This is a genomic window from Caballeronia sp. SEWSISQ10-4 2 (assembly GCF_030464885.1).
In the GTDB taxonomy this organism is placed as follows: Bacteria; Pseudomonadota; Gammaproteobacteria; order Burkholderiales; family Burkholderiaceae; genus Caballeronia.
The window spans coordinates 47,769-70,828 of the sequence record NZ_JALPRJ010000023.1; the positions used below are offsets into that span (position 1 = coordinate 47,769).

Below are 23,060 nucleotides of genomic sequence, written 5' to 3' on the forward strand. Positions count from 1 at the left end.
GCACGCAGACGCAACGGCCACCGGCGATCAGGGCGTCCAACGATAAACAACAATGCTGGAGCCGTTGTAGTTGTCCTTCGTGACCACGTACTCCCCGGTCGATCGAAGGTACGACCTGAGGCCGTACATGGAATCCACGTCATTGCCGACGTCAATGGTGGTGGGGCTGCTGTTGGTCAACGTGATGTCCAGGCTGCCTGTGTTGAGATTGAAGGCGTCGATATTGGGCACGGTATGTACATATCCGACGAAGAGATAGTTGCCGGTTGCCGTGATCGACTTGGGATTGGCGCTGGTGAGGTTGATCACTGGATTGGGAGCGGTGGTGTTGCCTGCGAGCCAGCCGTGATACACCTCGACCCTCGTTCCGATCGACGTCCAGTCTGTGCTCCCAACAATTCCCTGTGCCAGGATCATGGTGTCGCTTTCCGGCAGGTAGATGATTCGCGTCAATGGCAGAACGGTCCGCGGAGTGGCAGCTGCGATTGCTGCTCCCCATGTTGGCTTGCCGTCGCTATCAAAGCCAGTCAGCGGATAGTGGTAGACGCGGTTCGTCCTGTCCAGACCGGCCCAGACGTCTCCCTTGCTATCAAGGCAAAATCCACCCGTGACCGCTGTAGCCGTATTGAACGCTGTCCCTGGAATCGAGCCATCCGGTATGGCGATGTAGCCGTTCGCAGCGTTGAAGTGGAAGAAGTAGAAGATAGCGGGGTTCTGGCCGGACGCCACAAGAATCCGGTTTCCGCCAACGCTGGCGAGTTGACCGAAGTGCTCGTTGCGTTGGGTATCGTTGATGTTGATGCGTGGATCGGATGGATAGTCGATTGGATCGACGGTGTTCGCTACGAACGTTCCTCCAGCGGTGCCCGTGTAGATGTTCGTGCCGCCGTAGAGGTTGGTGCCGTCTGTACTCGGGTCCGGAGCGGCGCTCCCCTCGAAGTTGAGGGCCTGAAGCTTCCATTGCAGATTCCCGGAGCTGTCGTAGGCGTGAATGTCTGTGAGACCGTTGCGGCCGAGGTCCCAGGTTCCGCCCCATGGGTTGTTAAGCACGTACAGGTTGCCGGCGGAGTCCTTGCCGATGCCGGTGACGCGGGTGAACCGCTTGTCGCCGACCTGTCCTTTGATTCCCGCCGTAGTGTCGAGATATCCGCCCTGAATGCCAAACGTGCCGACCTGAACCGGCGTGCCCGAGAAGTTGTAGATCTTGATGTTCATGTCAGGCCCTTCGTCGCCGGCCATGAGGCGCCCGGTGGCAGCATCGAAATACAGCGCGGACGGTTGAGAGCCAACGGGCATCTGGATGGTGTTCAGCGGCGAGCCGGCCGGATTGAATTCGACAATGGTGCCTGCGCTCTTCTGAGCAACCCAGATATTTCCTGCGCCGTCCACGGCGAGCGCGCCCGGGCCCGTGACGTTGATGTCCTGCTGCCAGACACCGGCGGTGGTGAAGATGCGAACCCGATTTCCAGGAAAGTCGCTCGCATAAAGGAGTGAGCCCGATGTCGCGAGTCCGGTGACTACGTCGGCCCGCTTCTCAGTCGACGGCGCGCTGACGGAGATGACAAGATCTTCAGTTTGACTGGTTCGGTCGAATCGCCCCACCTTGCCACCGCCGTCAGTTCTGGTAGCTTGCAAAGCAGTGAAGATTGAAGTTGCATTCCCGGTAATGGCGCCGCCCTGAAACTGGTTGTGAATTCCTATGGAGCCTATGCTTTGGCCATTCCGGTATATGGCGACTCCGCCCTCGTTTTCGTCCCACATGGAAGCGGTATAGATGACGCCCTCGGGCGCTACCCACATGGAGCGGGCGGCGTTACTCACATGGGTGGCGTAGGTCCCAAATGTGTTCGCGACCCAGTCGGTGGTGTACTGCGCCTGACAATTTGGCGCGATTGCAGCGATCAGCACTGCGGCAAGGAATGCGGCATAGCTTCGTTTATTGACCATGATGATGCTTTCCTCACTGTAGCGCCTCGATAAACTAAATCGCAGACGCAATAACATTGATTTCGGAACTGCATTTACTGGGAATAGCGATTCGCCTGGGACATTTGATCTTTGTCCAGTACTGGCGTTTTCGTCACCAATTATTCATCAGATGAATTACACCAGTATTGCTCAGATGAATTAATCTGACGGCAGTTCCTGAAAATCTCGAAATTGAAACCCTTGGGGTGTGCGATCGCGAGGGACGCACGCCGGGCGCTTAATGGCCCATTGCGCTGATTGCCGGGATTGCTGCGTCGGCGAATGAAAAACTGTATGCACCAGACTGGTGTTTCTTGCTTATAACCGGCGGCTGACATGCGCCGAAACGGGTGCGCCGTTGGTGCTCCGCAGTTTATTGGTCGTTGCCATGGTTTATTCGCGCGCATCGTACGCAAGAGCCGCGTTGGCCGGCGCAAGTCAACGGTGTTCGCTGAGCCGCCGGTGCGGTAAGGAATTCCCGACAGATAAATCAGTCAACCCGCATAGCAATATCCGGTTTTACCGAACGAAAAAAAGGTTCGGTCCGCGTACGATACGAATCAATGGGCTAGGCTTTGCTACAAAAGCCTGTGCCCGTGACTCAGTGAGGTTCCTGCAGACGCGGTGCAAGTCGTGAACATCCCGGTGATCTGATTGGAGCGGCTGGCGTCAGCCTGCATGTGGATTCCATTAACGCGTCGCACAAGTTCCACACCACTATCGAATATGGTCAGTAGGACATACGTTCGGGACGTGGCATGGGCGCGCGGATCTATCCGCATATTTAAAACTGATTCTTCAGTACCGGTTTGGGTGCCGTTGAAAAGGACGCCGTAGTTCTGCCAAGACAAGACTCCAGCGACTGAATCCGTGAAGTGAGTGCTCTAGTGGACGCCCTGAATCAAGCGCTGCCCGGAGTCGAAATGACCATGTGATATCCGTTCGATGGAGCGTTGACAGGTCTAGCGCGCTACGGAGCCTGCCGACTGCATTTCGTCATACGCCTCATCCGCAAGTTCTCCGATGCACGGGAGAGCGCCCGTTTTGTGCTTCGACCGTGTGGAAGTGTGCACTGACCACGTGGGGCTTTCTTCAGGCGGTCGCGCAGGACAGATATAGGTGCAACTGAGAGTATCGCGCGGATCGCAAGTCATTAACTCGTGGTTGCACAAAGGCGAAGCCTGGCCACGTTGTGCGGAGGAATACATGTTCTTCGATGAGCTAAGCAATGACGAATGGGCACTCCTCGAGCCGATTCTTGCCGATAAGCCCGTGACCCGCCTGAGCCGACGCGGTAGGCCCCGCGCAGACCCGCGCATTGTGGCGAATGCCATTCTGTGGATTCTGACAACCGGCGAACCGTGGGCGAACCTGCCAGGCCGGTATCCGTCAGCGCCCACATGCCGGTGCCGATTCGAAGAGTGGCAGTTGAACGGCACACTCGCGAGGATAATCCGGCTATTGACGCCCATGGGGCGCACGTTCGCCTATATCCCGAACTCTTCTTCTGCCGTGACCAGGTCCGCCCTGCGACGTGGTGCGCGCAGCCAGGACAACGATGGCCTGCGCGGCGTGCTTTGGAAGAGACCCGAGCTGTGGCAGGCGGCGCCCGGCAAGATGAACGGCCGGCATTCGATCGATCCGTTTGATGAAATTACCCGGCAACTCTCTGGCCGTGCGGTTGATGCACCCCAACGCATCGAGTCGAGTGCAATGACGCCCGCGTGCGCGCCGCGATGGTTGAGTCACCCATGCGGATCGCCGTGGAAGGGCAAGCCCTTGCCCGCCATGCAGATTGTCGAGCGGCGCGGTTACATCATCCACGCCGTCGCGGATCCGGCGCCGGAGGAGTTGTTTCGTGCATGGGCGGAGATCACGAAAAACGGACGACGCATCGAGCGTTCCGGTCTTATCGGCCCGCGCTTCGGAGACGTCGAGACGGCGCAGAAATACGCGCTCGACTGGGCCTGCCGATGGATTGATGAGCAGGACCCTTTGCCGATTGCCGCGCAGATGGCATTGGCCGCCGGCGTGGCGAGGCGGCCCATCGCGCGAACGATGCCTGAACCCGTTATGGAGGAGGCGTATGACGAAATGGAACAGGAAGGGACTTCAATCGGGGCGACATTGAATACTTGAATGGCCAAGTCAAACGCTTTCGCATCTGAACTGACGGGTAGAAGAACGCATCGGTTCTATGAGCGCACGAGCTGCAAGCGCTCAACTGCCAGGCGCACGGAAGTCGCTATTGGGCCACACTCCCATGACAGAGGGAGCCTCCAGTTCCGCCACCGTGCACTCGCGTGCGAGAAAACGGCCATGCGCCATTCGCCGCTCGACTTTCTCGATGTAGTCATCGCCGACTACCATGGGGACGTAGTTCAGGTTTGGAGCAATTTTGTCAGGCCAGCCGCCAGTCACTGCCCCGAGACGTTCCGGCTCATTCCACGCGACTGCCAATGTGGACCATAAAGTTGCATCAAGAATCTCACCCGTTGGCAGGGTCCACCATGCGTGCATGTTGACGCCCGATTTCCCGCCGATATCCCGGGCATCGAAGCCTCGGCAATACCATCTTTCCAGATCGTCGAAGCTGGGGTCGAAGAACGCAAGCGTGGGTTTGCGAACCTGTCCGATCGTTAGCAGGACCCGCACACCCAGGACTTCCTCCACAACGGGCCGAAGCGCGTGACTCCACTTGATGCATTGTCCAGCGGCTTTGATGAATGACCGGATGCCGATATGCTGAAAAGCGATCTGTATCTTCTCGCCGAGTTCTGGCGTAAAGAGGCTGCTATGCTGCAACGCAAGCCGCTCAAACGACGCCTCGAGTTTTGCGGTGAAAGCGTATGCTGAGTCCAGTTCCTGACTATAGTTTTTTTTCATTGCATCCAGGCGAGTCGTATGGGCTTGAACGTTTGTCCAGTGCTGTGCGTCCAGACAATTTAACGACCGGCATTCCTGCTTTCTTTAGTGATGCCTGGACATTGGCGTTCCAGAGAAAGCGGCGTGATGTAGAGGGGTTGAGAATTTTCTGGAAACAGCTTTCGAGTGGGCTCAAGTGCAATGCAGGCCGAGTCGTGTGAGACCTTCCATGCAGTGATTGCTTCCGAATGAAGCAATACTGCGCCAGGAGAGGCGTACCAGATGGGGAGCGAGGAGAGCGAAGTGAAATTATCAAGGCGGTGGAGTGCGGCGTTGCAACCTGTCGAGGTTTGCAACGCGCGGGGAGCGCATGTCCGGAGCCATAGGAAACCCACCCTGCGCAAGGCGCTGGTGTTTGCCGCATTGTTTGCCGTACTCGCCGGGGTGGCCCCGATGGCTTCGGCGACCAAGGTCGGGGTTGTACTGGCTGGCTCGGTGCAAGTTTTCTGGCAGACGATGACCAAGGGTATCCAGCGTGCAGCGCTCGACCTGCATGTCGACCTGGTCATGCGCAATCCTTCTGACGGCGCCTCGCTCGGCACGGAACGCAATGTCCAGTTGCGAATGATCGACTACATGGTGCAGAGCGGGGTCGCTGGCATCGTATTGGCGCCCGAACCGCTGGAGGGCGTAGCGACTCCGGTTTCAATTACGGTTCCTACCGTGCTGATAGACCGGAGCAGTACCGACTACAAGGCCATCTCCACTGTCGCCACCGACAATTTCGCAGCGGGCAGAACTGCGGCTCTCAGCCTTGCACCGGTTTTACGCAAGGGCGCCAAGATTGCGGTGTTGCGGCTCTCACCGGACATCAGTTCCACGACCGAGCGTGAAAACGGGTTTCTGGCTGTGGCGCGAGAGTTGGGCTGGGAGGTGGTTGTCGAAGCTTATGTCGGCTACCGGTTCCACGAGACTCAGGAAGGGGTTCTCAAGGCCTTGAATGGCTATGCAGGCCACCTCGATGCGGTCTTCGCGCCTAACGAGACGACGGCCGATGGCGCTTTGCGGGTCGTCGAGGCCATGCCAGCCGGCGGTCGCCCGCGTCTGGTCGTCTTCGACTGGCGGCCGGAGTTCCTGGATGCGCTAAAACGCGGCGTTGTATACGCCGACGTCGTGCAGGATCCTTACCGCATGGGTTATCTGGCGCTCGAAACATTGGTCGCGGACTTGCAAGGCCATTCATCCCGGCCAAGGGTATTCGTCGATGTGGTGACGGTGACTCGGGCCAACATGAACGATCGCGCGATCCGGGCGGTGCTGGAGCAGTACGCGCAGTAGCGGCGCCGGAGTCGTTGCTCGCGAGGTAGCTTCGAATTGCCGGGGCGGTCGTGCTTGATCTGCATCCGAGCGCACGCGGCACGACCAATGCACATGCGAGTCCCGGCTTGAAACTGACGTGGTGTCCGACAACACGTGCAGCTTCTCTGGCTCCCTAAGCATTTATTTCACTTTCCACGCCGGATGTCTCGTGCTGCAATTCGGCCAGAGCGATAACCCGTAGCGGCGGGATAGAAGTTAAAGTCATGATGAGCGCTTCCCAATGGACACGACCTTGCAAGCTACCCAAACCGGCTCGTTGTCGAAACCGTTCCGCGCGCCGAGAGGCGGTATTGCAGTCGCCTTGCTCGCCCGTGTGCTGCTGTTCAGTACCATAGTGACACTGGTAGTGACTACCGTTCAGCTCGTACTAAGCTACGAGGCCGAAGTCTCCCGGCTGCAGAGCCGTTTCAACGAAATTGAAGAAGGCTACGGGCGCGGCCTGGGCAATGCGTTGTGGGCTCTTGACAGCAAACAGCTTGAGGGCCAGCTTGACGGAATGCTGCGCCTGCCTCTGATCCGGTACGTCGAAGTCCGCGAAACTGATACCACGCACCCGTTGACGATTTCTCGCGGCTCCGTGCAGGCGGAAAACATGGTCGTCAGGGAGTTTCCGGTTTACTGCTGCGACAGGGATGCGCACCAAATCGGCGTCCTGCATCTTGAGGCCAGCCTGACGGACATTTATCGGGATCTGCTGCGTGAGGCCTTCGTGATCCTGGTGAGTAACGCGATGAAGACGTTTTTAGTCGCGCTGTTCATCTTGTTCATGGTTCACCGGCTCGCGACGCGCCATCTCGTCGATATCGCCACGGCGCTACGCGTGCGCAAACCGTGCGGCGCCCCGGCGCCGCTGCTGCTGCTGCGCCGTCCCCGGCGGAAACTGGACGAGCTCGATCAGCTGGTCGACGCGATCAACATGATGGTCGGGCGACTCGAGCGTGATGCTAGCGAGCTCGGCAGCGCGAACGCCCAGATGGCCGCGATCCTCGACAACATCCCGGATCTCGCGTGGGTTAAAGACACCGATGGCCGTTATGTAGCAGTCAACCGCGCCCTAGCACGCGCGCTGGGCTACGACGAACCGGCGGGAATAATCGGTAAGACTGATTTCGATGTGCACCCCCCTGAATATGCACGGGCCTACCGCGCTGACGATGCAGAGGTGATGGCCTCGGGGCGGCGCAAACGGCTTGAAGAGCATCATGCGGAAGCAAGCGGTCGCCGCACATGGGTGGAGACGATCAAGACGCCGTTCGGTGACGGACGCGGGCAACAGGCAGGTACGGTCGGCATTGCCCGCGACGTTACCGAACGCAGGAAGATGGAGGAGGAGTTGCGGCGCAGCGAAGCGCTGCAATCGGAAGGGCAGCGGTTGAGCCACACGGGAAGCTGGTCCTGGCACATCCCGTCCGGCACCATTGTCTGGTCCGACGAGCATTTCCGTATTTTTGGCTTTACGCCGGGGGAGGTCGAACCCAGTCTTGAGCTGGTCGTCAACTGCATTCATCCGGACGATCGGCCGACGATGCAAGCCTCGATTGCGGACGCAATGCAGGAGCCGCGCAGCATCGAACACGAGTTTCGAGTGATTTTGCCGGACGGGTCGATCCGTTATATCTCCACCGTCGCGCGCACCGTGCCCGATCAGTCGGGCGCGATCAGCGAGTTGATTGGCGTTGCCGTCGACGTGACCGAGCGCAGACAAGCGGAAGCCGAGCGAGAGGCACGGCACGCCGCGGAAACCGCCAATCGCGCAAAAAGCGAATTCCTGGCAATGATCAGTCATGAACTTCGCACGCCGCTGAACGGCATCCTGGGCTACACGCAGATCCTGCTGCGCGATAAGGCGCTGGGGGGGAAGTATCGCGACAATATCAATGTGATCCAGCAGAGCGGTCTGCAACTGCTGACCCTGATCAACGACGTGCTGGAATTTTCGAAGATAGAAGCGGGTAAATTGGAGCTCAGCCTGAGCGACATCAACCTGGTCGATTTCCTGCGCTCGATCGAAGAGATCATCCGTGTCAGAGCCGAACAGAAAGGTTTGGACTTCGTATGCAACGTGACCGCTGACTCGCCACGCGGAATCCGCGCCGACGCCAATCGACTCTGCCAGGTGTTGCTCAACTTGCTTGCGAATGCGGTGAAGTTCACCGACCAGGGCCACGTGATATTCAACGTCGCGCTGCACGCTGGCAGCGACGGTTCGGCGCGTGTGCGTTTCGAGGTGCGCGATACAGGCATTGGTATTGACGACGAACACCAGGCATTGTTGTTCCGTCCTTTCGAGCAGTTTGGCGAAGAGAGCCGCCGCATTGGCGGCACGGGCCTGGGGCTCGCGATCAGTCAGCAGTTCGTCAAACTGATGGGGGGGGAGATTCGTGTCGAGAGCCGCGTGAATGAAGGAAGTACATTCTGGTTCGAGCTGCAGTTGCCGGCCGCGAGCGGCGAGATTGGCCGACGGCAGCCAACAGCCATCGCAACGGGCTACAGCGGGCCGCGCAAAAAGGTCCTGGTCGTCGACGACGTTCCGGTCAATCGTGCAGTCGCAGTCGAGATGTTGGCGTCGCTGGGCTTCGAAACGTTCGAGGCTGAAGACGGCCGTTCAGGAATTGAGGAAGCCGAACGATTGCATCCGGATGTGATTCTCATGGATATCTTCATGCCCGGGCTAAACGGCCAGGACAGCATCCGGGAGCTGCGTGCAAAAGCGGGCAGCCTGAGCAAGGTGCCGGTTATCGCAACGTCGGCCAGCGCGGCCAGCAGCGACAAGCTCCGCAGCATGACAGCCGGTGCTGACGCTTTCCTGAGCAAGCCGATTGAACAGAACCAGTTGCTTGAGCAGATCGCGACATTGTTGAAGCTTGAATGGACGTATCAGCCCGATGCCACACGCGCTACGGACGATTGTACGGATGGACCCATCGTCGTTCCTTCCGGGCCGGAAATGGAGGCGCTCCACTATCTGGCACGAATGGGCGATATGCGCGAAATCCAGTTGTGGGCGCACCGGGTCGGTGAACTCGACGAGCGATATCGGCCATTCGCGCGTCAGTTGAGTCAACTGGCCCAGCGCTACCAGTCGCAGGACATCCTGCGGCTGGTAGCGAGGTATGTGGGTACGTCGTGACGTCGCGGGATCACCATGGCGTGATTCAATAATTGACTGGTGAGCCGGCCGACATCCGAGCAGCACGCGCCGGGGAACAAGGTCGAGGCTTTGCGGTAGTCGCGGGAAAAGTGTTTTCATAACGATGGCCAGCACCTATGCGCAAGATTCTTTCACTCTTCCTGCTTTTCGCCGTGTCGACCTGGACCGTATCGACAGCCGTGGCGACCACAATCGGTGTCGTCCTGCCGGGATCATCGCTGGTCTTCTACCAAACGATGATCAAGGGAATGGAGCGGGCGGCCGACGATCAGCATGTCCAGCTCCTGATGCGCAACCCTTCCGACGGGGCTTCGCTCGACACGTCCAATCTCCAGTTGCGCATCATCGACTACCTGGTGCAGCAAGGCGTAGCCGGCGTTGTATTAGCGCCGGAACCCCTGCAGAGCAACACGCCGATTTCGATCTCTGTCCCGGTGATTCTCGTCGATAGGGACAGCGCCGATTACAAGGGCATCTCGACCGTTTGTACCGACAATTTCGGCGCAGGCAGAAAGGCTGCGCTCAGCCTTGTGCCCGCCCTGCAAAAGGGCGCCAAGATAGCAGTGCTGCGTCTCGCGCCAAACATCAGTTCCACGACCGAGCGCGAAAACGGGTTCCTGAACGTCGCACGGGAACAGGGATGGGATGTGGTTGTCGATACTTACGTGGGGTATCGGCCTCGTGATGCGGAGGGATTGATCACCAAGGCCTTGAACGCCTATCCGGGTCACCTCGATGCCGTTTTCGCGCCGGCTGAACCGGTGGCCTACGGCGCCCTGCGGGTCATTGGCGCCAAGGCGACCGGCGATCGCCCGCGCCTGGTCGTATTCGATTGGCGTCCAGAATTCATGGATGGACTCAAGCGTGGCGTCGTTTATGCTGATGTGCTGCAGGACCCTTACCGCATGGGTTATCTGGCGGTGGAAGCATTGGTTGGAGCCTTGCGGGGCCATCCACCCAGCTCCAAAGTCAAAGTGTTCGTCGACGTGGTAACGGTGACGCCCAAAAACATGAATGATCCGGCTATCCGTGCGGTGTTGGCAAACTACACCCACTAGCTACCGGCGCCAGTAATAGGAAGTATCTCGAGCTGCGCAAGATCGTCGGGCACGATTCGCTCCGGTACGGTCTTCAGGAAAACCCCAGTGGTGAATCGCGCGCCCTTTGGACCTTGCCGATATAGGCAACGCAGCCTTGGCTGCCATTAGCTAGTCCAACGGCACGGTAATGACAGCACGCCCGGCGGCGCGTTTCACAAGTTCCGCATGCTTGGATGGCTGGTCCCACCACCTTGCCAGTCCACGCCGATTCCGATGACCCAGCACCAGCAGATCCGCGTTGAGTATCTCTGCATACCTGGCCATGCTATCAACCACGTTGCCGGCTGCGACATACCCGCGGGCAACCGTTCCGCTCTCTCTCAAATGATCCAGCGCTTCATCCAGGGTCTGCTTTATCGTGCCTTCGATTTGTAGGCACGCCACGTCCGATAAGTATCCGAGACTGGAGCCGACAGCGGAACCAATGTCCACTACCGACAGTATATGAACAGTAGCGGTCAACGCATACCCCAACCGGGTCACGCGCAGCAGTGCTGATCTTGATTCAGGGGATCCATCGTAGTACATGAGCAGGTTGTAGTGATCGCGCATGGGAGCCTCAGGTCGTGCGACGAAGGGAGTTTCGTCGGAGCTGTAACTTCCATAACACCTTGCTTGACGAGGTATTCCAGAAAGCGCAAACGTTTTTTTCGCAAGAACGATTGAGACCAGGCCCGCAGCACGGTCAATGCATATCAGGTGGCGGCAAGCACGCGGCGAGCCTCGCGGGCGATTGCCTCGTCCACCATGCGTCCATCGACGGTGCCGGCCCCTTCCCGGACGGCGTCGACAACGCGCTGCGCCCATGCGATTCGCTCGGCTGAAGGCGTGAACGTTGCATTGATCGACTGGATGTGCGACGGGTGAATCGCGGCCTTGGCGTGGATCGACGTGCAAGACATGCCGGCGACCGTCGCGGTCGATTCGACCGGGACCTCCGTGCATCAGACTGGCCCGAAGGAATGGCAGGCGAAGATCGGCAAGATTCCGGTCGTCGCTGGTTGATGGGGCAAGCAGGACGTGACCACAAAAGGCAACCGGCGAACCTCGTTCGTTTCTGGTGTTATCTGCTTCGCCCCCGCAACCGTTTTGAACCCTCCGAAAAGGCTCCGCGTGGACGCGTTACCGTCCGACTATGTGGCGGAGCGCACGCACTGGCCGGAAAATCCGCAGCGGCATGCATCGAGCAACCTATCATTCAACGCGAACGTTTTTCATCTCAAGAGTCACAACCGCCTTCGCATGACCGTACAGAAACGTTCGCAGCCAGTGAGCTTCGGCCAAGTCTTGATGCAGACACTCATTGGGCGAATGTTCTATCTCGACTAAAAGAAAGTGATTGCTGCGACCTCGACTGACGAGCGATCTCGCTCCTATGTCGAGTTGAGTCAGCCGCTAGATTTGTCTCGGAGGTCAAAAAATGGCTGAGCAAGACACGCAAAATTCAGAAGCGAGCGCAAATGGTGATTCGAGCGCTGAAGAAGCGGTACTCGAAATCGATCCTTATGTCGAACAGGAAGCAGAACCCGAAGCGGGCGTGTTCGAGCTTGGCCTTGTGTTGGCGGGTGCAATATCGGCAGGGGCATACAGTGCCGGCGTTCTTGACTTTCTCATTGAAGCGCTCGATGCCTGGGAGGACGCCAAGACGGAGAACCAGGCTGTACCGATGCACCGGGTGCGGATTCGAGTAATAGCAGGCGCCTCAGCCGGAAGCATGAATGGGGCGATCGCATCGGTGGCTCTCCAGTACGATTTCCCTCACGTTCGGTCCGAAAAAAGCCCAACGAATCCGTTCTACGATTCATGGGTCAAAAGCATCAACATCAAGGAGTTGCTGGCTGTAAAGGATCTCGCAGGATCATCAGCCGTGATTCGCTCCGTGCTGGACTCCACTGTGCTTCAGACCATTACGGACAAGGCGCTTGACTATCAAGGTCCCATAAAGCCCCGCCCATACCTTGACGGCCGGGTCCGGTATATTTTTACGCAAGGTGGCCTGCGGGGAATTCCGTACTATTTAAAGCTGACAGGGAATACGGGCGATGGACTTTCCATGTCTCTCCATAAGGCTTACCGGAGCTTTTCCATCGGTTATAACGGCAAGCCGGTTCGGCGCAGACCTGACGACTTGCCATTAACCGCAAGCATCCAGCAGTCGAAGTCCACTGACCCCGGTTGGCAGTCTTTAGGCAACGCCGCGCTGGGCTCTGGTGCTTTCCCAATCGGGCTTGCACCGAGATTGGAGAAGCGCAATGTGGCCGACTTGAACTATCGCTACGTCACGATGCCTGGAGAGAAGCCTATCTGGCTCAAGCCTGCATGGGCCGCACAAATTGGCGCGACACTTCCCACTACGCCCTCACCCTGTTTCGACGAATTCGTTGTGGATGGCGGCACGATGGATAACGAGCCACTGGACTTCGCCAGAGCCGAGATGGCTGGCACCGCCGCGAGAAATGAGCGTAGCGGAGATCGAGCCAAGCGAGCCATGATCATGGTCGACCCTTTCCCGGATGCGTTGATTACCGACTTCAACCAACAAAAGACGGGGAGAAGCGGTAATCTCATCTCGGCAGGCATGGACCTCTTGGGCGCCTGGAAGAACCAGGCGCGATTCAATCCGGTCGACCTGGCGCTCGCTCTTGACGGCAACGTCTTCAGTCGCTTCCTGATCGCGCCAAGCAGAAAAACGAGTCCCGATGACAAGAAGGAAGCAAGCAACGGCTACGATCTCGCCAGCGGCGCGCTTGGTGGCTTCAGTGGATTTCTGGCGGAAAGTTATCGCCACCATGACTATCTCCTGGGGCGCCGAAACTGCCAGCAGTTCCTTTCGAAGCACTTCACGTTGCCCGCTTCGAATCCATTATTTCCCAACGATCCAGCTTTTCGCCAACAATGGGCGCTGCCTCAGACGGGGAATCAGACAGTGGAAATTCCCATCATTCCCCTTGTTGGCGCAGTTGCGCTCGATGAGCCCCTGCCGGACTGGCCGACCAAGCCAGTCGACCTTAAGGCGCTGAAATCCCAAGCTGACAAGCGCCTACGAAGCGTGGTGAACGGAGCGCTGGCGATGGCGGGGATTAGCGGATGGAAACGATGGCTCTCGGGGTTGGGGGTATGGCTTGTCAAATCCGAAGCACTGGATCGTGCGATTGGGCTTGTGCAAAAGGACTTGCATGAACGCAACCTTCCGACGACGCCGTCCGACCCTTACGTGACCAAGCCCTTGCCAACGGATAACGACCTTTACAGGGGTTCTTGACTCCGGCCAGGGCTCAACGCCTCGATCGAATCTGAAGTGCCAGCACGCTTTCGCGCATCGTGATGCAAGGTAGACACGACGGCGTTGACGAATAGCCGGATCTGAACCGTCAGACACCGTCCTCCACGGGGATAGTTTCCATGACTGTGGCCAGAATCATCGCTTCGATGTTTCGTGGGACAGGTTGAGCGAGCCTGGGTCGATACACGGCGTCGCCTGTTGCAATGGCCTGGCCACTCAGGACGCAAACCCCTGCTTTCTTCGCGATGCAGCGCCGCCATAGCTGTTCGCCGTAGAAGCAGGAGGTCGGGTCGCTCCACACAACAGTTGCCGAGGTCTGCTTATTGCGCCCCAGAACCCGGATGGCACATTTCGAAAAGCAGTTTTCGCCGTACATCGGGCGGACGCCGCTGGACACAATGGGCAACCGCATTTCGCCTTCGCTCGAGAGGAGCGCGATCATTGACTGCCACGTTCTGTCTGCTTCAAAGGGAGCTTGCATGATGCGGTTCCTCGATTCTCGTTAGACAAAATGAGTTCCGGCGATCGACCTTGGCTTGATGATAGGTAGCAGATTTTCGGGCCGCTACTACATGAATGTGGAGTGCGTCCGGGTTTGACCAAGAAGAGGAAATCAAGAATGTAGGGGGCCCGCAGGCGCACCGGCCCTATACGAGAATCTTTCAGCCACCGTACGATTGGATGTCGGTGGCCCACACCTTTGGACAGGCATCCTCAAACGCCGACCGGGACGGTCAGCCTCACGCGTTCGTGCGTCCACGCGGTCCGGTCTCGCGCATGAACATCGCAAGCACCATGGCGAGCACGATGCCACCGAGCAGCCACGAGCCGGTGGCGCGGAACACCGGCAGGTTCACTGTGCCGCCGTTGGCGACGTGGGCGAGCAGCTTGCCGTACGCGGGCGTAAGCAACGCGCTGAACGTGAACACCAGGAAATTGATCGCGCCGCTGGCGCTGCCCTTCACGTTGTCCGGATTGACTTCCTTGATCACCGTGTAGGGCAGCATTGCCGCACCGGAGCCGATGCCGAGCAGCAGGCCGAGCACGTAAGGCGGCGCCACACCGGCCGGCAGATAGAAAATGCCTGCGCCCGCCGCAAGCATCAGCTGCGCGCCGGCGATCAACACCGGCTTGCGGCGGCCCAGACGGTCGGACAAGTAGCCTAACAGCGGGCAGCCAATCACCCAGCCGAGCGGCACCATGCTCGCGCGATTGACAGCCTCCGCATAGCTGACGTCGAGACCGTTGCGCAGGAACGGAATGCCCCAGATCATGTCGCCTATCGTAGTCGGCAAGAACAGCAGGCCGGCGCAGAAACCGCAAAGATACGACTGCGGATTGGACAGCACTTCCTTGTACGGCGCGAACATCTTCATCCACGAGCCCTGGCTGGCTGGGCTGTCGTCATGGCCTGCCGGCGTCGCGAAGAACACCAGCCCGGCGATCAAGAAGATGACGAGGCCAGACAGCCGCCAGAACTGCTGCCACGTGATGAGGCCGTGAATGAGCGGCGCAACGGCGAACTGACCCGCGGAGCCGCCCAGCATGCCGAAGCATTGAGTGAACCCTACCGCCGTCGCGAGAGAACGCGGGGGAAAACCGTGCGTGGCGAGATACACCGCGCCGATGAACCCGCACGCCGAACCCGCGCCTTGCAGCAGGCGGCCGGTCTGCGCGGCCTCCATGCTGCCCAGGCCGAACAGTGCGGCCCCGACGGCAACGAGAACGATGCCGGCCGGAATGACGGCCTTGCCCCCGAGCCGATCGAGCAACGCACCGCAAACGATCGAGAACAGCGCATAGGTGTAGTAGTACAGGCCGACGAGCGTGCCCACGCCCAGCGCATCGCGCGCAAACGCCGCACTCAACTCGGGCACCATCACGCCCGGCGCGGAACGCAGCATGTACTGCATGAAGTAGAACGCGGCACAAAAAAGCCAGGCGATGACGAAATCCATGTGTATGGACTCGCGGCCTGCCGGAATATTGACAGTGCTTACGACCTTGCTGGACATGGTTCGATTTCATTTCCATAGAGTTTTTCGGACCGCACTACCGGAACAGATTGACCTTTGCGAGGTCAATGAGCTGCTTGCCTCGACCGTCCATGACGGCGCGAAGCATGAACAGCCCAAAGTGGTAAGTCTGGTCGGCGGTGGTCGCAGGAGGCATCACGAGCTCCTGGCGTGCGCTCACTACGTCGACGAGAGCCGGGCCCGGATGGGCGAATGCTTCGCGTAGGGCTCCTTCCAGTTCCGCAGGGTGCTCGACGCGCACGCCTTTGATTCCGATCGCATTGGCCATCGCGGCAAAGTTCGGATTTTTCAGATCACATCCCGTATCAACGAACCCGCTGGCCTTCATCTCCATTTCCACGAAGCCCAGCGTTCCATTGTTGAGCACGACGACTTTGACCGGCAAGCCTGTTTGAATCAGCGTCAAAAACTCACCCATCATCATGGTGAAGCCGCCGTCGCCTGACATCGAAATCACCTGTCTCTTCGGGAAAGTGGCCTGCGCGCCAATCGAGTGCAACAGAGAGTTGGCCATCGAGCCGTGATTGAACGAACCGACCAGTCGTCGTTTGCCGTTCATCTTCAGATATCTGGCCGTCCACGCGACAGGGGTGCCGACGTCGCAAGAGAAGATCGCGTCCTCGTCCGCTAGTTCGCTGACGAGCCGGGTCACGTATTGCGGATGGATGGTGGTGCTGCCCGCTTCCGGCTCCGCCAGCTCATCCAGACTCTCGCGAGCCTTGCGATAGTCGTCGAGCGCGCGATTCAGGAAGCTGCTGTCCGCTTTCTCCTGGATCATTGGAAGAAGTTCATTGAGCGTGTCCCTGACTGTTCCCAATACGCCAAGCTCTATCGGGCATCGATTGCCGAGTGCTTCGGCCCTTGTATCGACTTGCGCGATGGTCACCTTCTCCGGATAGAACTGTCGATAAGGGAAGTCGGTACCCAACATCAGAAGCATGTCGCAACTCTTCATCGCGGAATAACCGGAGGCGAACCCGATGAGGCCCGTCATTCCCACATCGAACGGGTTGTCGTATTCGATGTACTCCTTTCCTCGCAGCGAGTGCACGATTGGCGCTTTAAGCTTGCGGGCGAGTTCCACGACTTCCGTGTGGGAGTCCTTGCAACCCGCCCCGCAAAGCAATGTCACTCGCGACGACCGGTTCAACAGACGTGCGAGTTCGGTGACTTCGTCGTTCGTTGGGTGAATCACCGGGGCCGAAGGCGCGCTCCAGACCGGCGCAGGTTTTGTGAGAGGTCCGAGTGCCACATTTCCAGGTACGACGACAACGGCGACGCCTTTACGCGCAACTGCCGTACGGATGGCGCGGGCCAGAATTTGCGGTAGTTGGTCGGGACTGTGGACGAGTTCGACGTAGTGACTGCATTCCTTGAACAGCACTTCGGGGTGGGTAGCCTGAAAATAGTCGAGGCCGATTTCCGTACTTGGGATATGCGCGGCGATAGCAAGAACAGGAACACCGCTGCGTTGGCAGTCGAACAAGCCGTTGATAAGGTGCAGATTCCCCGGACCGCAGCTCCCACAGCAGACTGCAAGTTGCCCCGTGAGATGAGCCTCGGCGCCAGCGGCGAAAGCCGCGCTTTCCTCATGCCGCATGTGAATCCATTCAATCGAACCATCCCGGCGCAGGGAATCCGTGAATCCATTCAATCGAACCATCCCGGCGCAGGGAATCCGTGAATCCATTAAGCGAATCTCCCACCACACCGAACACACGCTTCACTCCGGCATTTACTAGTGCACCCACCATGTAGTCCGCAGCTATCGTCGCCATTTCACATCTCCATAAGTTAAAGAATTACGACAGGTCGGATGCAATCATCAAGCCGTAGTGACTGAATCGAATGGTTCGTAATGCCATGTTATTGATGGTAATCAGCGTGGCGAAGGACGGCTATTACATGAATCTGGAATCAGCCTGGTGAGGCTATTGGCGCTCGACGTCTGTTGAGCAGCGAGGCCAGGCACCTGGACATGTCTCTGATTACATGAACATGCAATGTCTCGGCCGAGCACAACGTCATATGTTGCTGCGACGAAAGAGTCGAGTTCAGGGTGTCGCCTAAGCTCACGTTACTTACGGCGCTCGGTTTCCAGTGGCGCGCGATGGTAGCCGATGCGATTTATAGTCAGGGGATAGCTGTGGTGCCCGGCACGGCAAGGAAGGGCTCGCGCCGGAAGCGGTGCACGTCGAAGTCGGCGATTCGGTCCGCGCTGGGGGCGCGCAATGCGGATTATGTGGGCGTCGAAGCGCAGTTCGGATGGTGACAGGGTAGCCGGCGGGCGACCGGCAAAAGTCGCCCCGGATGCATTATTTGGCGCCTACCTCCAGTTGGGAAATCTGCACAGGCAAGACTGGCAGAACAACGTTGAAGGTTGCTCCGTAGCCCTCATTATTGGAAGCAGTAAGACGACCCTCATGAGCTTCGATAATGGAGCGAGACACCGCAAGCCCGATGCCCATTCCCTTGCTCTTGGTCGTGACGAATGCGTCGAATATGCTGTCGCCACCAACGATGCCCGAACCGTTGTCGATGACCTCGAGCAGCACGGACTGGTCGTCAAGGGGGCTTGCGGTAATGAGAATCTTAGGTGTGCGTCCGGAGTTTTCCGTGGCTTCTATCCCGTTCGAAACAAGGTTAAGAAGGACCTGCTGAATCTGTATCTGGTCGACGAACACAGGGGGCAGGCCATCGGGCAAGTCGAACTCGATGTCGACGGTACGCTTGGTTTCGTCTTCCCGTAGCAGCCGTACGGCTTCGAGGACCATGTCTTTCACATTCCGTTTCCGCTTCTGGACTGATTGCCGCTTGAACAGTGCGCGGATGCTTTGCATCGTCTCGTCAGCGGAACGGGCATCTCGAACTACGCTTTCCACGGAAGCCCTGGCTTCGCTCAAATTTGGCGGAGACGCTGCGAGCCACCGTTTGCAAGCCTGCGCATTAGCGATAACGGACGTGAGGGGTTGATTGAGTTCGTGTGCGATGGACGCCGAGAGTTCTGCGACCGTGGCAATCTGGGTTGCCCGAGCGAGTTCGGCCTGAGTCTGTCTGAGTCGGTCCTCTGCACGCTTCGGTTCGTCAATATCCAGACTGAGTCCGTACCATTGGACAATGTTGCCGTCGGAGTCTCTCATTGCTTCAGCGGTGTGCCGGTACCACCGGTAAACCCCGTCCTTTCGGCGAAGCCGGGCAACGTGGCTGTACGATTCACCAGTCTCGATCGAGTGTGTCCACGCTTGAATCAGGCTGTCCAGGTCGTCGGGATGGATGGTGTTTTGATAGCGGAGGTCCGTGATCTGCGAAATATCGAGGCCAACAAATTCGGAGGTTTTCCGATTGATGTAAGTGAGCTCCCCCCGTGGATTATTGCACCAGAGCATGGCGGGGATGGTCTCGATAAGCTCGCGTAGCTCGTGCTCCCGCTGTTCGAGCGCCGCTTCGGTTTGCTTGAGGTCGTTGATGTCCGTACATACGCCGTACCAGTGCAGGATCTGCCCGCTTTCGTCGCGAAACGGTTCGCCGCGAGCGAGGTACCAGTGCAGTTTCCCATCGACGCTAGTAACCTGGTACGTGTCCTGATAAGACGCACCTTCTTGGACCGCTCGCCTCCAGCGTGAGCGGACACGAAGGCGGTCAGCTTCCGGGATGAGGCGAAGTAACATTTCTCTGTCGAATTCTTCTCCGCTCTTTCCCATGAACGTCAGCATTTGCGGATTCCATCTGTCGACATCTCCTTGCGGTGTGGCCCTCCAGATCATCGCGGGCATGACGTCTACGAGCCTTCGCAAATTGAGCTCTTCCTTGCGAAGAGCCTCCTGGGCTAACTGCCGCTCGTGGATATCCGTCGAAAGACCATACCAATTCACAATATCGCCGTGGGCATCCCGCATGGGTGTGGCTTTGCATTGAAACCAGCGATACGTGTTGTCGGCCCCGCGAAACCGATGGACTGAGTCGTAAGGTCTCCCGCTACCGATGGAATCATGCCAGGCTTCAATTGTTGCCGCAGAGTCATCTGGGTGCACCAGGTGAAACCAGCCGTTCGCTGTCAAATCATCGAGCCGTAGTCCGGTGTAGTCTTCAGTGCGTTTGTTCACATATTCCAGACGGCCATGGGAATCCGTCCGCCAGAGCAGGCTAGGAACAGTCTCCGTTAGCCAATTCAGTTGAACTTCACGTTCATGGATAACCTTTTTGGACCTGTAAAGATCATCAATGTCCATGTTCACGGCATACCATTTGTAGACACTTCCGTCATCGTTAAAATAAGGAACAGAGCGCGAGTGACGCCATCGATAGTCACCATCGCGGTCTGCCCATCGGTAGGTTGTATCGTATGTGCTCTTTTCGCGAACAGAGCGAAAATAGCCCTCCTTTACTCTGTCGCGGTCGTCGGGGTGAATAAATCGCAAAAAACCGAGATGCTGCATGCCTTCAAGAGTTGTTCCGGTTTCCTCAAGAATCTGCTGATTGACGAAGTCGAAATCTTGATCTGTCCTGGTAGCGAAACGGCCTGGCAATCGATCGAGGAGCTCTCTGGCTTCTCTCTCACTTGCCGCTAGTGCCTGTTGAGCCTTGATAGTCTCTTCGATATCTATTCCGATGAGGTACCAGTTGATGACGTCCCCGTTTGAGCAGCGTGATGGCTCGGCTAGAAGATGCTGCCAGCGGTATACGCCATCGTGCTGCAGCATCCTCACGGCAATATCGACCGGTTTTTGCGCGGCAATGTGCGCTTTCCATTGCTGTCGTGCGGCCTGCACGTCATCGGGGTGAATGTAAGTCATCCATTGGTCGCCGACTATTTCGTCCATCGGTCTTCCCAGCGCGGCAAGACCAACTTTATTCACGTAGACAATCTCACCGGTGGGCCCACCAACACATACGCATGCCGGCACACTATCCACAATTCTCCGATAGGTTTCCTCTTCGGTCCGAAGAAGAAATTCTGCAGTCTTCCGGTCGTCTATGTCCCAGCCCACACCGACCCATCGCAGTAGCCGTCCACTGTCGTTTCTTATGGCTTTGACACGGCAGAGGAACCACCGGTAAATGCCGTCGGACCGCCTGAGTCGAAACTCGAGCTCTCCCTGGTCGTTTCCGGCACGAAGCGCGTCCCAATATCGGTCGTTTGCCTGGCTGTCATCCGGGTGGATTGCCGCTCGGAAAAAGTCGTAGTCATGTGCTTCTTTTATGCCTGTGTATTCGCATAGGCTAGGACTGAGGTATTCGATAGAGCCATTAGGCAGCGCAGTCCATGCATGGCCGGGAAAGAGATTGCTGATGCTTTGAAGTGCGTTGTTTCGTTCGCGGAGTTGCTCTTCCTCATTTTTTTGTTTGTTAATGTTCCAGTGCATGCCATACACGCGGAAGACTTTGTTGTTCCGGTCGCGTTGTGTGTGAAGCACTGCTGCAAACCACTCGTAGGTCCCGGCCGCCGACCTGTAGCGGCACTGGAATTCCTGGGCTTCTCCCGTTTCTTTCGCTCGATCAAATGCTTGCGCCGGGATCCCTACGTCGTCCGGATGCGTAAGCGTATAAGGCCAGCGCAGCTCTTCAAACGTTTGCCCCGAATAGTCCAGGATTGATTGACTGACATATTCAAGTTCGCCATCTCCGGTTCGGGACCAGATATTCCGGCTGAGCTGGTCAATCGGCAGGTCAAACGGGTCATCCTTCAATCGGGCCGTTGAGCCTGGCTGCCGGGGGCGCCGGGAGACCAGCTCGGCACAAAGCCATGCCGCGGCGATTGCGACGGCGCAACGGCTGACAGAGTCAGAGGTTAGAAGAGGGTGACCGGAAGCCAACATTGCTCCGGCGATCCCAAGCGAGGTGAAACTCGCGGCGAGACGCCCGAAGCTGCGGCCGAAAAAGTGCGTGAACAGGACGACCAAAACGAGGCCGAGGCAGCCCGTAATCGGTTCGAGTAACCCTGCCAGCCCTGACGCACCGGCTATGGCGACGCTAAGGGCGACAACCCGAGACGAGCGTGGTATCAACACGGTAAGCATGTCAACCTCGGAGTTCGTCGGCGCATTGGGTAGTGGTACTCCACATTCTCCCGCGAATCGCAGGATTTTCAAGCGCAACGGGCCCTTGCTTGCAAATTGAGCGGAGAGTGTCGCCGGTTATTTTGTGTAGCACTTGCGAGGTCTGGTCGCGCACACCGCTGTGACACGAATCGAATACGAGGGCAATGGAAGATATGTCATACCATTGCGAATGGCTGCCTGCATCTGGGGGATCAAAGCTTTTTCGAAGATGCAGTTTTGAAGAAGATAATCCAGCTGTCAAGGGGCCAACAGCCGCCAGACTGACTGCCAGTTTGACGTCCGCGTCGAGCGTAGTATGGCCGGGCTGATAGCAGTGACGCCTGTCCGAGCGCACCGCATCGGGAGCCACGGGTCAGGCCGAGGAGGCCAAAAAATAAACTTACAGCTTGATATTAGGTGGCGCCATTACATAATCATGTAATGCGAAACACCGTTGCCCGCGCTTCCGGGCAACGAATCCGACGGCTATAATTTTTTGTCGGTGCGACCGCGTGAGCGGGACATTCAGCGAGATTATTGCGGACCGGCTGTACCGAGGTTAGGAGAAGCTTTCACCTGGTAACGGAGGGGGGCATGGGGTCTGCAAGTGAACTGGTGTATGTGGTCGACGACGACAGACGGGTGCGAGAAGCACTCTCTGCGCTGCTGCGCGCAAACGGAAGAGATGTCCAAGCATTCAACTCCGGCGGCGAATTTCTGGACACGCCGCGTCAAGATGTCGTTGCATGTCTGATCCTGGATTTGAGAATGCCGGGCATGAATGGGCTGGAAGTCCAGAGGCTTGTCAGCAGAGACTCACAGATTCCCGTCATTTTCATTACGGGAAGGGGAGACGTGCCGTCCACGGTCCTTGCCATGAAGGGCGGGGCTGTCGACTTCCTCACAAAGCCCCTCGATGAAGACGCGTTGATGCGCGCGGTTGATACGGCACTCGCCCGCGCGCACGTTCTTCGCAAGGAGGCGGAAGATGCAGCGGCGCTCCAGGCTCTCTACCAATCGCTGACGCCTCGCGAGCAGGAGCTTTTGCCGTTACTCGCAAGCGGTCTGCTCAACAAGCAGGCGGCGGGGGTGCTTGGTATCACCGAATACACCGTGCAGGTACATCGCGGCCACATAATGAGAAAAATGCAAGCGGATTCATTTGCCACTCTGGTCAGGCAGGCGAGCAAGCTGCAGCTGGAAACATCGTCGACGACCACGTTCGATGCCTGACGCTCA

The 23,060-nt window shown here is 58.0% G+C and carries 13 protein-coding genes and 3 pseudogenes; 8 read left to right on the forward strand and 8 right to left on the reverse strand.

Annotated features, from left to right (window positions below; translation table 11 throughout):
- Positions 1–27 precede the first annotated feature (27 nt).
- Positions 28–1,947 carry an SMP-30/gluconolactonase/LRE family protein gene (locus M0D69_RS17295; protein WP_301783179.1) on the reverse strand — a complete coding sequence of 640 codons (1,920 nt, stop codon included), beginning with the start codon at positions 1,945–1,947 and terminating at the stop codon, positions 28–30.
- A 1,227-nt stretch (positions 1,948–3,174) separates the two neighbouring features.
- On the opposite strand from M0D69_RS17295, the gene M0D69_RS17300 reads away from it, so the two are divergent.
- Positions 3,175–4,107 carry a transposase gene (locus M0D69_RS17300; protein WP_301783180.1) on the forward strand — a complete coding sequence of 311 codons (933 nt, stop codon included), beginning with the start codon at positions 3,175–3,177 and terminating at the stop codon, positions 4,105–4,107.
- Between the two features lie 81 nt (positions 4,108–4,188).
- Here M0D69_RS17300 and M0D69_RS17305 read toward each other — a convergent pair whose 3' ends face one another.
- Complete coding sequence (locus M0D69_RS17305; RefSeq protein WP_301783181.1) at positions 4,189–4,854, reverse strand: hypothetical protein; 666 nt, start codon at positions 4,852–4,854, stop codon at positions 4,189–4,191.
- A 282-nt stretch (positions 4,855–5,136) separates the two neighbouring features.
- On the opposite strand from M0D69_RS17305, the gene M0D69_RS17310 reads away from it, so the two are divergent.
- The 3 genes from M0D69_RS17310 to M0D69_RS17320 all read left to right on the forward strand — a co-directional run bounded on the left by M0D69_RS17310 (position 5,137) and on the right by M0D69_RS17320 (position 10,422).
- On the forward strand, positions 5,137–6,171 hold the full coding sequence (locus tag M0D69_RS17310) for a substrate-binding domain-containing protein (protein ID WP_301783182.1): 1,035 nt from the start codon (positions 5,137–5,139) through the stop codon (positions 6,169–6,171).
- Positions 6,172–6,433: 262 nt separating this feature from the next.
- Positions 6,434–9,343 (forward strand): PAS domain-containing protein, encoded by a 2,910-nt coding sequence (locus M0D69_RS17315; RefSeq protein WP_301783183.1) that lies wholly within the window; start codon positions 6,434–6,436, stop codon positions 9,341–9,343.
- 137 nt (positions 9,344–9,480) lie between these two features.
- Positions 9,481–10,422 carry a substrate-binding domain-containing protein gene (locus M0D69_RS17320; protein ID WP_301783184.1) on the forward strand — a complete coding sequence of 314 codons (942 nt, stop codon included), beginning with the start codon at positions 9,481–9,483 and terminating at the stop codon, positions 10,420–10,422.
- Between the two features lie 150 nt (positions 10,423–10,572).
- On the opposite strand, the gene M0D69_RS17325 is transcribed toward M0D69_RS17320, so the two are convergent.
- Together M0D69_RS17325 and M0D69_RS17330 are read right to left on the reverse strand one after the other, a co-directional pair.
- Positions 10,573–11,016: a universal stress protein gene (locus tag M0D69_RS17325; RefSeq protein WP_301783185.1), complete on the reverse strand. Its 444-nt coding sequence runs from the start codon at positions 11,014–11,016 to the stop codon at positions 10,573–10,575.
- A gap of 143 nt (positions 11,017–11,159) precedes the next feature.
- Positions 11,160–11,342, reverse strand: a pseudogene (locus tag M0D69_RS17330) (citrate lyase); the annotation flags it as partial.
- 10 nt (positions 11,343–11,352) lie between these two features.
- Between M0D69_RS17330 and M0D69_RS17335 the strand changes: the two are divergent.
- Together M0D69_RS17335 and M0D69_RS17340 are read left to right on the forward strand one after the other, a co-directional pair.
- Positions 11,353–11,469: pseudogene (locus M0D69_RS17335) on the forward strand (hypothetical protein); the annotation flags it as partial.
- Between the two features lie 415 nt (positions 11,470–11,884).
- Positions 11,885–13,726, forward strand: a complete 1,842-nt coding sequence (locus M0D69_RS17340) for a patatin-like phospholipase family protein (RefSeq protein WP_301783187.1) — start codon at positions 11,885–11,887, stop codon at positions 13,724–13,726.
- A 109-nt stretch (positions 13,727–13,835) separates the two neighbouring features.
- On the opposite strand, the gene M0D69_RS17345 is transcribed toward M0D69_RS17340, so the two are convergent.
- The 3 genes and pseudogenes from M0D69_RS17345 to poxB form a co-directional block, all read right to left on the reverse strand.
- Positions 13,836–14,189, reverse strand: a complete 354-nt coding sequence (locus M0D69_RS17345) for a DUF3331 domain-containing protein (protein ID WP_301783188.1) — start codon at positions 14,187–14,189, stop codon at positions 13,836–13,838.
- 298 nt (positions 14,190–14,487) lie between these two features.
- Positions 14,488–15,762 (reverse strand): MFS transporter, encoded by a 1,275-nt coding sequence (locus M0D69_RS17350; protein WP_301783189.1) that lies wholly within the window; start codon positions 15,760–15,762, stop codon positions 14,488–14,490.
- A 37-nt stretch (positions 15,763–15,799) separates the two neighbouring features.
- A pseudogene (gene poxB, locus M0D69_RS17355) lies at positions 15,800–17,561 on the reverse strand (ubiquinone-dependent pyruvate dehydrogenase).
- Between the two features lie 248 nt (positions 17,562–17,809).
- Between poxB and M0D69_RS17360 the strand changes: the two are divergent.
- Positions 17,810–18,055 (forward strand): alginate export family protein, encoded by a 246-nt coding sequence (locus M0D69_RS17360; RefSeq protein WP_367619724.1) that lies wholly within the window; start codon positions 17,810–17,812, stop codon positions 18,053–18,055.
- A gap of 43 nt (positions 18,056–18,098) precedes the next feature.
- On the opposite strand, the gene M0D69_RS17365 is transcribed toward M0D69_RS17360, so the two are convergent.
- Positions 18,099–21,800, reverse strand: coding sequence for a PAS domain-containing protein (locus M0D69_RS17365; protein WP_301783191.1), 3,702 nt, complete (start codon positions 21,798–21,800; stop codon positions 18,099–18,101).
- A 636-nt stretch (positions 21,801–22,436) separates the two neighbouring features.
- Here M0D69_RS17365 and M0D69_RS17370 point away from each other — a divergent pair.
- On the forward strand, positions 22,437–23,054 hold the full coding sequence (locus tag M0D69_RS17370) for a response regulator transcription factor (RefSeq protein WP_301783192.1): 618 nt from the start codon (positions 22,437–22,439) through the stop codon (positions 23,052–23,054).
- The last annotated feature ends 6 nt before the right edge of the window (positions 23,055–23,060 follow it).